The sequence below is a fragment of the Bradyrhizobium sp. SZCCHNGR1005 genome (genome assembly GCF_032489995.1).
Taxonomy (GTDB): domain Bacteria; phylum Pseudomonadota; class Alphaproteobacteria; order Rhizobiales; family Xanthobacteraceae; genus Bradyrhizobium.
In genome coordinates this window covers 185,655-197,277 of sequence record NZ_JAUEZC010000009.1, presented here as the reverse complement: position 1 = coordinate 197,277, position 11,623 = coordinate 185,655, and the positions used below count along the sequence as shown (strand labels likewise).

Below are 11,623 nucleotides of genomic sequence, written 5' to 3'. Positions count from 1 at the left end.
TGGGGATTGCGGATTTGGCACATAGTCTCGCGACATCCGAAGCAGGACAGGGTTTGATGACGACGACAGACACGACGGCTGAGACAGGGCGCGACTTCATCCGCGACATCGTCCAGGCCGATCTCGACAGCGGCAAGCACAAGACGGTCGTGACCCGGTTCCCGCCGGAGCCGAACGGCTATCTGCATATCGGCCATGCCAAGTCGATTGCTCTCAACTTCGGCATCGCCCAGGAGTTCGGTGGCCGCTGCCATCTCCGTTTCGACGACACCAACCCGGCCAAGGAGGAGCAGGAATTTATCGATTCCATCCAGGCCGACGTGCACTGGCTCGGCTACGACTGGGGCCAGAACCTGTTCTATGCCTCCGACTATTTCGAGCGGCTCTATGGCTGGGCGGAAGGGCTGATCGAGGCCGGCCTCGCCTATGTCGACGATCAGTCGCAGGAGGAAATTCGGCTGTCCCGCGGCACCTTGACCGAGGCCGGCAAGAACAGCCCGTTCCGCGACCGCACGGTCGAGGAGAATCTGGACCTGTTCCGGCGCATGAAGGCGGGGGAATTCCCCAATGGCGCGCGCGTGCTGCGCGCCAAGATCGACATGGCCGCCGGCAACATCAATCTGCGCGATCCCGTGCTCTATCGCATCCTGCACGCGCACCACCCGCGCACCGGCGACAAATGGTCGATCTATCCGAGCTATGATTACGCCCATGGCCAGTCCGACGCGATCGAGGGCATCAGCCATTCGATCTGCACGCTGGAATTCGAGGACCACCGGCCGCTCTACGATTGGTTCCTGGACAAGCTGCCGGTGCCCTCGCATCCGCACCAGTACGAGTTCGCGCGCCTCAACCTGACCTATACGCTGCTGTCGAAGCGCGTGCTGACGCGGCTGGTGCAGGAGGGGCATGTCGCCGGCTGGAACGATCCGCGCATGCCGACGATCGCGGGGCTGAAACGTCGCGGCGTGCCGCCGGCCGCGGTGCGCGAATTCGTCAAGCGTATTGGGGTCGCCAAGTCGAACAGCATCGTCGATGTCGGCATGCTGGAATTCTGCATCCGTGAGGAGCTCAACCGCACGGCGCTGCGTCGCATGGCCGTGCTGCGGCCGTTGAAGGTGGTGATCGAGAACTATCCGGAAGGCCAGGTGGAGGAGATCGAGGCGATCAATCACCCCGATGATCCCTCCGCCGGCACGCGCAAGATCGCCTTCGGCCGCGAGCTCTATATCGAGCAGGACGATTTCATGGAGAACCCGCCGAAGAAGTTCTTCCGCCTCTCGCCCGGCACGGAAGTGCGGCTGCGCTACGCCTATTTCATCAAGTGCCGCGAGGTGATCAAGAACGCCGCCGGCGAGATCGTCGAACTCCGTTGCACCTACGATCCTGCAACGCGTGGCGGCAACGCCCCCGATGGCCGCAAGGTGAAGGCGACCATGCACTGGCTGCCGGCGGCGCAGTCGCGCACCGCTGAGATCCGCATCTACAATCAGCTGTTCGCTAATCCCGCGCCCGACGCGGCGAACTTCGCCGCCGACCTCAACCCGAACTCGCTCGAGATCCTCAAGGATGCGCGGATCGAGCCGGCGATCGCGGAGACCAATTCGGACGCGGTGATGCAGTTCGAGCGGCAGGGTTATTTCGTGCGCGATCCCGACTCGACGCCGGACAAGCTCGTGTTCAATCGCACGATCGGCTTGCGCGACACCTTTGCCAAGGAAGTCGCGAAGGGCTGAAGACGAGACTTATCGCCGACACTGATCGCCGCCGTCATTTCGCGGCGGTTGCATGTGACGAATGGCTCGGCCCAAGATCGCGTGGCCCAAGATCGCGTGGCCGGTTGCGCGCAGCGGCCGGAATCAGACGCTCGCGCTCATTCGAGCGTATCCTGCCCGGCTTGGGTGAGCACGGGGACGCCATCTTCGACCTCGACGAGGCCGCGTTCGGTCAAGAGCCGCAGATCGTCGTCATTGACCGGTGACAGCGACAGGCGCCGCGCCCTGATGTCGCGCAGGGCCCAGCGCAGATGGATCGCCTGCTCGAGCCCGAGATCGGCGAACGGATTGGCTTGGTCGATCATGACGCCAGCAACTCCCGAGCGAGGAGAAAGTTCCACCCTTTCTTGAGGTGGTGGTGCCATTCGGAGATTCTCGTTCCGTTCTGCTAGCCGTCGACTTGCAGCTTCCAGTAGCCTTTCGCCCGTTCAGGGAGTGCGAGTGCGATGGCGGAGCCGGACCGGCCGCCAAGCCGGGGGCGCGGCTTTGCCGGCAGCATTGCGGATGTCTGGCCGCCGCGACGGGCGGCGCAGGCCGGCGGCTATCTTGCCGATACCCCGACATGGTCGTCGCTGCTCGCCAGACTGAAGGCCTGGGCGCACGCCGAGGCCGCGGCAGGGCGGCTCCTGCCGTGGGTGCCGGTCGCCTTTGGCGCCGGGATCGCGCTGTACTTCGCTGCCGATCACGAGCCGGTGCTGTGGGTTGCTGCAGTGCTCGCGCTGATGATCTCTGCCGGAGCGTTTGTCTTGCGGCGTCACCGGCTGTTTCCGGCTGCGGTGATGATCGCTGCGGTCGCCGCGGGTTTTGCCGTCGCAACAGCCCGGACGGCGCGGCTCGCGCACACCGTACTGGCCCGACCGCTGTTTTCGGTCACGCTGTCCGGCTTCGTCGAGACCCGCGACATCCGCGAGCGCACCGATCGCTTCGTGCTGCGCGTGACCGAGATGGAAACCGCGCGTGGTGAGATCACGCTGGCGCGGGTGCGGCTATCCGTACGGAAGGGCATGGCGCCCGACGTCGGCAGCTTCGTGCAGCTCAAAGCGCGCCTGTTGCCACCGCTCGCGCCGCTTCGGCCTGGCTCTTACGACTTTTCGCGCGACATGTTTTTCCAGAGCATCGGTGCCTCCGGCTTCGTGATGGGCGCGATCAAGACGGTTGCCCCGCCGCAGGATGGCGGCTTCGGCCTGCATTATGCCGCCTTCATGCAGGGCCTGCGCGACACCATCGATGCGCGCATCCGCGCCCGGCTCGACGGCGACGAGCGCGCGATCGCAACCGCGCTACTGACCGGCCGCCGCGACGCCATTACGACGCCGGTCAACGACGCCATGTTCATCTCCGGGCTCGGCCATGTGCTGTCGATCTCCGGCTATCACATGGCCGTCGTTGCCGGCGTGGTGTTCTTTGCCGTGCGCGCGCTGCTGGCGCTGATCCCGGGGCTTCATGTCAGCCACCCCATCAAGAAGTGGGCGGCTGCCGCCGCGCTTGTCGCCGCGGCCTTCTATCTGTTGCTGTCGGGCGCGGAAGTCGCGACCCAAAGGTCCTTCTACATGACCGCCGTCGTGCTGATCGCCGTGCTGGTCGATCGCCGCGCCATCACCTTCCGCACGCTCGCTGTCGCCGCGATGATCGTGCTAGCGATCGCGCCGGAGGCGCTGGTGCACCCCAGTTTCCAGATGTCGTTCGCCGCGACCTTAGGCCTGGTGGCGTTGGTACAACTCGGGCTGCCGCATCTGTTCGCGACGCCCGACAGTTCGACGACAGCGCGCATCGCACTATGGGGCGGCCGCGAACTGGCCATGCTGCTGCTGGCCTCGCTGATCGCGGGGCTCGCGACCACGCCTTATGCCGCGTTTCATTTTCATCGCGTGACACCCTACGGCGTGCTCGCCAATCTCGCGGCGATGCCGGTGGTCTCCGCTCTGGTCATGCCGGCCGGATTGCTGGGACTGCTCGCGGCGCCGCTCGGGCTCGACGGTCCGTTCTGGTCGCTGATGGGATGGGGCATCGACTGGATGATCGCGGTGACGCGCTGGGTGGCAAACCTGCCCGGCGCGGTCGGTCGCATCCATGCGTTCGGCATCGGTCCCGTGATCGCCGCAAGTCTTGGCCTCATCCTGATGGGTCTGCTGCGCACGCCGCTGCGTTGGAGCGGCGCGGGTCTGCTTGCGGCTTCGATTCTCTGGGCGCTGATGACGCCGCAGCCGGACATGCTGATCTCCGCCGATGGCCGCAACGTCGCGGTGCGCGGCCGCGAGGGCCGGCTGCATCTCATCCGGACGGGTAAGGACGCCTTCCTTGCTCAGGAATGGCTCGCCGCCGATGCCGATGCGCGAACGCCGGCCGATAGCTCGCTCGGCGACGGCGTGTCCTGCGATGACGCCGGCTGCGTGGTGCCGCTTGCCGATGGCCGCTTCGTCTCGCTCGCGCTGCGCGCCGAGGCCCTGGAGGACGATTGCGCGCGGGCCGCACTGGTCGTGACAGTCAGGCAAGCGCCGCCCGATTGCACGGCCTTAGTGGTAGATCGCGACCGGCTGCAGCATCAGGGTGGACTGGCCCTCACGCGGCGCGGCGACGGCTTTGCGGTCGAGGCCGTCCGGCCCAACGGCACGCAGCGGCCGTGGTGGCCGGCTGCTCCCGATGCGGGCGATTTCCAGGCAACGCTGGCGCCGCGCTCGCCGGCGCCAAGATCCCAGGACGCGACGCCGCCGGAGGCGGAGCAGGGGGCGGTGGATTAGCAATCCGGCAGTTCGAACGTGCCGAGATGATATTCGGATGCGTCGTCGTCCTCGTCGCCATCCGACGGGCTTCGCGATGGCGGTGGAAGCTCCACCAGGGTGAACAGCGCATCGGGATGTTGCTGCCAGACCGCGATATCGTCGGCCGTCACGGTCAGCCATCCGAACGTGAATATGTAACGACCGGGCTCAGTGATGCGCCCGGCCTTTTGCCAATTGATCTTGTTGACCACGGGCCATTCTCCCCCCCGGCGAACCATAACTTCCGCCGAGGGCCGAATGTTCCCATTTGTCTTCGCATCCGTTGCGCTTCTCAGTTCAGGTGATCGAGATCCGCCGCACCGGCGTCGTTTCGCTGCTGCTCGAAGCCTCGGTGCCCAGCGGCCTGCGCTCGGCCGGCTGCTTGGTCGCGGGCAATTGCAGCACGGTGACGCGTTGTCCCTCGCAGAGCTGGGTCACCAGCACATGCCGACCATCTGCGAACTCGATCGCATCATGGTGGCGATCGGGCACATGCTTCTCGATCGTGTTGAACTTGGCCACGCGGTCGCGGATCGTGCGGGTCCAGATCCAGCGGCTGTCGTAGCGAACGTCGTCGGCAAACGCCAATTCCGTCCCGGGCAGCATACACACGGCGACATTCGGCTCGCTCTCGGAGGCGAAGCCGCGGGTCGAGGTTCCGCGGAACGTCGTCGAGATCAGCGTTTCCCCGACTTTCGCCGGGCGGGACGCAACAGCATGCAGGCTATAGTCACACATCGGATCGCTCCTCGTTCGAGATAGCAACCCACGCTCCCCCCGGACAGGCGCAGGCCTCTATCAGAGTGGACATCAGGAACGATGTTAGCGCGTGCTTGACGGCAATTCTGCGCTGATCTGCACCCCGTACGGCGCTTCGCGATCACAAGCGTTTGAGCGTGTTGCATCGCGATCGAAGTGCAATCATCATCAGCGCCGTCGGAAGAGACCTCCAACGCGTCAGATCAAATTGCGCGCGATCCAGTTCGCGCGCGTGACGATCAGTACTTGCGGTACAGCCCGATCAGCTTGCCCTGGATCTTGACGCGGTTGGGCGGCAGGATGCGGACTTCATAAGCGGTGTTGGCCGGCTCCAGTGCGATCGAGGCGCCGCGCCGGCGGAAACGTTTCAAGGTGGCTTCCTCATCGTCGATCAGCGCGACGACGATGTCGCCGGTGTCGGCGGAGTCGTTGCGCTGGATCAGCGCCATGTCGCCATCGAGGATGCCGGCATCGACCATCGAGTCGCCGCGGACTTCCAGCGCATAATGCTCGCCGGAGCCGAGCATGTCGGCCGGGACGCTGATGGTGTGGCTGCGCGTCTGCAGCGCCTCGATCGGCGTGCCCGCAGCGATGCGGCCCATCACCGGGACGGCGACGGGACGATCGCCCTCGTCGATCGCCGGCGTGCTGGTGCGCACCTTGCCGAGATTACCTTCGATGACAGACGGCGTGAAGCCACGCCGGTTGTTCGCCGCCTGGGACAGTTCGGGCAGCTTGATCACCTCGATGGCGCGCGCGCGATTGGGCAGGCGGCGGATGAAGCCGCGCTCTTCCAGCGCGGTGATCAGACGATGGATGCCCGACTTCGAGCGCAGATCGAGTGCGTCCTTCATCTCATCGAAGGAGGGCGGCACGCCAGCTTCCCTCAGACGTTCGTTGATGAACCGCAGAAGTTCGTACTGTTTGCGCGTCAGCATCTCGACCAGATCCCCAGGTTGATGTGTCGTTCTCGCCCGAGACGTTCTTGTTCAAGACGCTCTCGTTCAAGACGTTCTCGTTTGAAGCGTTCTCGTTCGAAACGTCCTCAGTTCGCGGCGCCCGCAACATCTTCGAAACAAATCATGAACGGACACTATCTGTTCGATATGTGTTCTGCAATCATTAATTTGCAATGAAGGTGGTGCGCAAGATGCCTGCTCGATGCCCGCAAAATAGCTGCGAGATCCCTGGCGGTATATTTGGCAGCTGCACCCTGTTTAGTCTGGCAGCCTCAGAATCTCGCAGACGGAGCCGGCACTTGCCGCGGGCGCAAAAGCCGGGCGGATCACCAGGGCCTGCGATAGCGCGAGGTTGCCGAGCAGCGAGGAATCCTGATGCGTCACCGGCGTTGCGACCAGCGCGCCGTCGGCGCGCACCTCGAGCCGCGCGCGCAGATAGTCCTCGCGGACGTCGTTGGCGGCGAGGTCGCGGCCGAGCAGCGCAGTCTCGCGGGCAGGGTGGATTTGAGCCAAGCCCACGAGCTTCCGAATCAGCGGCACCAGAAACAACAGGCTGCAGACATAGGAGGAGACGGGATTGCCGGGCAGGCCGATCACGCGCATCTGGCCCAACCGTCCATGCATCATCGGTTTGCCCGGGCGCATCGCGATCTTCCAGAACGCCATGTCCACGCCCTCGGCGTCCAGCGCCTGCTTGACCAGATCATGATCGCCGACCGAGGCGCCGCCGGTCGTGATCAGGATGTCGGCTTTCGCCTCGCGCGCGCGGCGGATGCCTGCGACCGTCGAGTCCAGCGTGTCGGCGGCGATGCCGAGGTCGATGGGATCTGCACCCTCGGCGCGCGCCAGGGCGCGCAGCGCGTAGCCGTTGGAATAGACGATCTGGCCGGGACCGGGATTCGACCCCGGCATCACCAGCTCGTCGCCGGTGGCAAGCAGCGCTACCTTGGGGCGGCGGTGCACCGGGAGCTCGGGATAGTTCATGCTGGCGGCGAGCGACAGGTCGCGATCGCTCAGGCGTCGGCCGGCTTTGAGCAGCACGTCGCCTTCGTGGAAATCCGCGCCGGCCGGGCGAATATGCCGGCCCTTCCTGGCCGCTTCGGTGATGGTGACGTGGTCGCCATCCGCGATCGTGTCCTCCTGGATCACGATGGCGTCGGCGCCGTCGGGAACGACGCCGCCGGTGAAGATGCGCGCGGCCTCGCCGGGCCCGAGCGTGCGATCGAACGGCCGGCCGGCCGCGATCTCGCCGATGACCTTGAGCGTGGCGCGGGCGCGGTCGGCATCCGCGGCGCGGACCGCATAGCCGTCCATCGCCGACATCGGCTGCGGCGGCTGGGTCCGCAGCGCCGCGACGTCCCGCGCCAGCACCCGGTGATAGGCCTGGTCCAGCGCGACCTTTTCCTCCGGCAGCGGCGCGGCGCCGTCGAGCACCAAGGCCAAGGCATCAGAGACCGGCATCAGGGCCATGAAGAGTTCCTTCCGAACAGGCCGGCGCAGCGCCGACCGATTCCGCCTTCTAATCGAAGCTTCGATGCAAGGCCAAGCGCTTCGGCGGCAGGGCCGTCAGGACAGTCGATCGGTGGCCGCCCAGATACGCCGCTGCTTCGCCCTCCAGGTATCGTCAGACGTTGTCTGCAGATGCTCACTCACAGTCGCGCGAGAAACTCCGTGAGCAGGACGGTCACCTCGGCTGGCCGCTCCAGGCTCGGCAGGTGCGCCGTGCCGGTCAATTCGCGTCCCGATCCGTTCGGCATCGTCGCTGCCATCAGGCGGCTTCGCTCTTGAATATGAGGGAAATCAAGGTCGCCCCAGATCACGAGCGAGGGCGAGGAGATTTCGCCGAGGCACGGGAAGGCGGGCGTCGCATCGAGGTTCGCACCGATCGGCGGCGACCGCAGCGCAATGGCATTCTTGTCGATGAACAGCCGGCGCAGCTCACCGGCAACGCGGCCTTCGGCTTGGAGTGGACCGTCCAGCCACATGTGGGCCTTGATCGCGCAGACTCGATCCCAATCGCAGGCCGCCTCGGCTTCCGCAAGCTGTGTCATCAGATCCGCGATTGCGGGTAGATAGACCGGTTCGGGCGCGCCGCTGACCGATGGCGCGACCAGCACCAGCGCCCGGACGTGGGATGGATAACGAAGCGCGAAGTCGAGCGCGATTCGTCCGCCTTGTGAGCAGGCGACAAGGATCGCAGGCGTGCCGCTTGCGACGGTGTCTATCACCGCCAGCAAATCCGCCACTTGAGAATGGCCTTCCTTCTCCGCGGCAGTCCCGCCAAAGCCGCGACGGTCATAGGCGATCGCCATATGCGTCGCACTGATGGCATCCACTTGCGCGCGCCACATCATGCGGTCGAAAACCGCAGCATGCAGAAAGACGACCGGTTGGCCGTGACCGACGACATCGGTAGCAAGCCGCGCGCGGCCTGTGATGATTTGACGGGGTGCGCTCATCGACTTCGATCCTGGAAGTGCGGCTGTGCAGTCGCCGATGCTAAGCGGGCGCGCCATGGCGGCGATGGTAGCCGCTCGGCGCTGGCCACGTCCAGCTGGCAAGCGTTGATCGATCCGGCTCGAAGATCTCGATCTTGAGCGGATAGCACGCGGCGGCATCGCTCGAATGGGTCGCGCTGCAATCGCCGCCGGGACAGGCCGACAGCGCGCCGAGCAGATCGATCTCGGCGAAGAACTCGATGAAGTCGCCGGGACGGACCGGGCTCGCCTTCATGAAATATTGCTGCGTATCCTTGGTGAAGCCGGTGCACATGAAGACGTTGAGCACGTCGTGCACGTGGTGCTCGACCGTATCGGGCTCGGACTTCAATTCGGCGCCGAGCGCGCGCGCCAGGTTGGAATGGCAGCAGAAGTCGTAAACGCGGCCGTTCAACCGCAGGTTGGTGTAGGGATCGCAGCGTGTGCCGATGACGTCGTGCACACCGGCGCCATCCGCATCCCAGCCGTACCAGCCGAGCGTGTCATGGCTGATGGTCGCCATCGGCCTCAGATAAGGCATGCTGCTCCAGAGCCGGTCGCCGGTGCTGACATGCGTGGCGTGCAGCGCGCGGGTCTTGCCGCTGAAGAAGCGCTCGGCGAGATCGTCGGCGTTCCAGAGATTGAGATCGCCGACCTGCGGGCCGTCGATGCTGACGATGCGGAAGAACCGCCCGCGCGTGACGCGAAACGTCCGCGCATCGCGCGGCGGCACCACGATCTCACCGGTCTTGACCAGTGTCTTGCGCGTGGCTTCCAGCACGGCCATGTCGGGCCGCGGCATCGACCCGGCAGGATAGACGATCGTCGGCCTTGCCGAACGGCGTGCGGCTGCGTCGGCGGGCTCGGGTGGGACGTTTGGCGGCATCGTTCGCACTCGCTCAATGCAGGGAGACAGCGTGATGACTGATAGCCCGTGATCGAGGCTCGGTGAATTACAAGAGCAATTCACCAAAGCCGGCCTTCTCATAGCCGCCAAGATGGCGCTTTTCGTATATACCGAGCGACCAGAGTGTGTGAGTCAGCTCGGCCGCAGGGCCCAAACCGGATGTGGCGTGATGTCGCAGCGCCAAGATCGACGCGAATGATCCGCAACGGACATGTTGCTTCTGTTGTCTATTTGTTGTCGATCTCGCCTCTCGCTTGCGGGTCGGTTTGGGACCGATCGGACTTTGTCTAATTAAGGCCTGTATATTCGTGGATTTCACTTTCTCAGAGATGGCCGCACGGTCAGATCTCAACCCCGCGCCATGGCGCCGTCCCTTCATCCGCTGGCTTGATGGCGTCGAAGCCGGGTGGTCCGTCCCGCTATTGCTTGTCAGTTTCGCAGCCGTTTGGACGGCTTACCTGTGGATCGCGTATGCGGGCTCGGGTCTCCATCCCGATTTTCTCGAGACCTGGACCCTGGGGCGGCACTTCGCCTGGGGCAACCCCAAGCATCCGCCGCTGATGGGCTGGGTCACCGGTGCCTGGACACAGGTCTTCCCGTCCACCGACTGGTCGCTGCAACTGATGGCGATGACCAACGCGGCGCTGGCGCTGTGGGCCGTCGACCTGATCTCCAGGCAGTTCGTGACCGGGCACAAGCGCCTGCTGGTGCTGCTGTTGCTGATGCTCACGCCCGCCTATCAGTTTCACGCCCAACGCTTCAACGCCAACGCGGTGCTGCTGGCGGTATGGCCGCTTGCGACTTATTGCTTTCTGCGCGCGTTCGAAACCAGGACCGCGATCTGGGCCATCGCGGCCGGACTGGCGGCCGCGGTCGCGATGCTCGGCAAATATTACTCGGTATTCCTTTTGGCGAGCTTCGCTCTTGCTGCCCTCGCTCATCCGTCGAGACGCGCCTATTTCACCTCCGCCTCGCCGTGGATCTCGATAGCCGCAGGCCTCCTGGCCCTTGCGCCTCATCTCTACTGGCTCGCGACCACGGGAGCTGCTCCCTTCGGCTATGCGATGGCGGCGCACGGGGGAGTTGATCTGCCGACGTCACTCCAGGATTCAACGTCCTTCGTGGCGGGCCTTGCGGCGACGATGAGCCCTCCCGCGCTCACCTGGGTTTTGATTGCCGGTCCGCGATTGCGGCGGCTGCCGAGCGATTTTGTGGCCATGGTCCCGGGCTTGCGGCTGCTTTTTTATATCGCGATCGGCACGATCGTCTTGCCGGTCGCGACCTCGCTGACCGTGGGCACCGATCTGCCATCCATGTGGGCACTGCAGGGCGTGTTCCTGTTCGCCGTTCTGATCGTGTGCGGGACCAGCTATCCGATCGAGCGCTTCCATACGGTGAATGCGACGGTCCTCGTTGTAGGCATCGCGCTCGCGGCGGTCGTCATCGCCGCGCCGCTGCATGCGCTTTATCGCAACAGCCACGGCTATGAGGAAGGGCGCAATCTCTATCCTCAGATCGCCGGCGAAGTCACGCGCCTGTGGCACGAGCTCACCGGCATTCCGTTCGCCAGGGTCAGCGGCGACGATGCGCTCGCATTTGCGACTGCCTTCTACAGTCCCGATCATCCCTATTATGCGCGACCGTTCGCCAAGCAATACACTTGGCCCGTCCCGCGCAAGACGACGCTGGAGCATGGCTGGGCCGGGCTTTGCTTTCACGACCAGCCGGAGTGCCTCGCCTGGATGGACCAGACCGCCGCGCGCGCCGGGAACGTCGTCCGGCACGAGTTCGTCGCGCAGGCCCATCTGCTGGGCATGCCCGGCGTATCGAGAAGGGTGGTCGCGCTCATCGTGCCGCCGCAGGCCGCGCAGGCAGACGAAGAACCCGGCAAATGATCGCGCAAGCCGGAGGCTGAAGGCTGCATCAGGCAGAAGCCGAGCGGCCTCGTTTCGCGACCGAAGCTTACGTCATTCTTTCCCCGACGCAG

Annotated in this window: 10 protein-coding genes; 3 read left to right on the top strand and 7 right to left on the bottom strand. The window is 65.0% G+C overall.

The genetic code is table 11. From position 1 onward, the window contains the following. Positions 1-56: 56 nt before the first annotated feature. Entirely contained in the window at positions 57-1,736 is a 1,680-nt protein-coding gene (locus tag QXZ85_RS29420) for a glutamine--tRNA ligase/YqeY domain fusion protein (RefSeq protein WP_315703513.1), read from the top strand. Between the two features lie 137 nt (positions 1,737-1,873). On the opposite strand, the gene QXZ85_RS29415 is transcribed toward QXZ85_RS29420, so the two are convergent. Then, positions 1,874-2,080 carry a hypothetical protein gene (locus QXZ85_RS29415; protein WP_315703514.1) on the bottom strand — a complete coding sequence of 69 codons (207 nt, stop codon included), beginning with the start codon at positions 2,078-2,080 and terminating at the stop codon, positions 1,874-1,876. Positions 2,081-2,221: 141 nt separating this feature from the next. Here QXZ85_RS29415 and QXZ85_RS29410 point away from each other — a divergent pair, with 141 nt between their 5' ends. Beyond that, positions 2,222-4,513, top strand: a complete 2,292-nt coding sequence (locus QXZ85_RS29410; RefSeq protein ID WP_315703515.1) for a ComEC/Rec2 family competence protein — start codon at positions 2,222-2,224, stop codon at positions 4,511-4,513. Here the strand turns inward: QXZ85_RS29410 and QXZ85_RS29405 are convergent. From QXZ85_RS29405 to QXZ85_RS29380, 6 genes are all read right to left on the bottom strand, one after another. Further along, positions 4,510-4,746 (bottom strand): hypothetical protein, encoded by a 237-nt coding sequence (locus QXZ85_RS29405; RefSeq protein ID WP_315703516.1) that lies wholly within the window; start codon positions 4,744-4,746, stop codon positions 4,510-4,512. The genes QXZ85_RS29410 and QXZ85_RS29405 overlap by 4 nt on opposite strands. An 85-nt stretch (positions 4,747-4,831) precedes the next feature. Next, positions 4,832-5,272: a hypothetical protein gene (locus tag QXZ85_RS29400; RefSeq protein ID WP_315703517.1), complete on the bottom strand. Its 441-nt coding sequence runs from the start codon at positions 5,270-5,272 to the stop codon at positions 4,832-4,834. Between the two features lie 260 nt (positions 5,273-5,532). After that, the gene (gene lexA, locus QXZ85_RS29395; RefSeq protein ID WP_315703518.1) at positions 5,533-6,231 is read right to left on the bottom strand and encodes a transcriptional repressor LexA; all 699 of its coding nucleotides are present in this window, start codon (positions 6,229-6,231) and stop codon (positions 5,533-5,535) included. Between the two features lie 279 nt (positions 6,232-6,510). After that, positions 6,511-7,722 (bottom strand): gephyrin-like molybdotransferase Glp, encoded by a 1,212-nt coding sequence (glp, locus tag QXZ85_RS29390; protein WP_315703519.1) that lies wholly within the window; start codon positions 7,720-7,722, stop codon positions 6,511-6,513. A 179-nt stretch (positions 7,723-7,901) separates the two neighbouring features. Then, positions 7,902-8,711, bottom strand: coding sequence for an alpha/beta hydrolase (locus QXZ85_RS29385; RefSeq protein WP_315703520.1), 810 nt, complete (start codon positions 8,709-8,711; stop codon positions 7,902-7,904). Positions 8,712-8,751: 40 nt separating this feature from the next. After that, on the bottom strand, positions 8,752-9,615 hold the full coding sequence (locus tag QXZ85_RS29380; RefSeq protein ID WP_315703521.1) for an urea carboxylase-associated family protein: 864 nt from the start codon (positions 9,613-9,615) through the stop codon (positions 8,752-8,754). Positions 9,616-9,965: 350 nt separating this feature from the next. On the opposite strand from QXZ85_RS29380, the gene QXZ85_RS29375 reads away from it, so the two are divergent. Beyond that, positions 9,966-11,531: a glycosyltransferase family 39 protein gene (locus QXZ85_RS29375; protein WP_315703522.1), complete on the top strand. Its 1,566-nt coding sequence runs from the start codon at positions 9,966-9,968 to the stop codon at positions 11,529-11,531. Positions 11,532-11,623 lie beyond the last annotated feature (92 nt).

What these genes read in the sequence shown, in the direction of transcription:
- QXZ85_RS29420 (WP_315703513.1), top strand. Translation starts at nt 57, where the DNA reads ATGACGACGACAGACACGACGGCTGAGACAGGGCGCGACTTCATCCGC.
- QXZ85_RS29415 (WP_315703514.1), bottom strand. Translation starts at nt 2,080, where the DNA reads ATGATCGACCAAGCCAATCCGTTCGCCGATCTCGGGCTCGAGCAGGCG.
- QXZ85_RS29410 (WP_315703515.1), top strand. Translation starts at nt 2,222, where the DNA reads ATGGCGGAGCCGGACCGGCCGCCAAGCCGGGGGCGCGGCTTTGCCGGC.
- QXZ85_RS29400 (WP_315703517.1), bottom strand. Translation starts at nt 5,272, where the DNA reads ATGTGTGACTATAGCCTGCATGCTGTTGCGTCCCGCCCGGCGAAAGTC.
- lexA (WP_315703518.1), bottom strand. Translation starts at nt 6,231, where the DNA reads ATGCTGACGCGCAAACAGTACGAACTTCTGCGGTTCATCAACGAACGT.
- glp (WP_315703519.1), bottom strand. Translation starts at nt 7,722, where the DNA reads ATGGCCCTGATGCCGGTCTCTGATGCCTTGGCCTTGGTGCTCGACGGC.
- QXZ85_RS29385 (WP_315703520.1), bottom strand. Translation starts at nt 8,711, where the DNA reads ATGAGCGCACCCCGTCAAATCATCACAGGCCGCGCGCGGCTTGCTACC.
- QXZ85_RS29380 (WP_315703521.1), bottom strand. Translation starts at nt 9,615, where the DNA reads ATGCCGCCAAACGTCCCACCCGAGCCCGCCGACGCAGCCGCACGCCGT.
- QXZ85_RS29375 (WP_315703522.1), top strand. Translation starts at nt 9,966, where the DNA reads ATGGCCGCACGGTCAGATCTCAACCCCGCGCCATGGCGCCGTCCCTTC.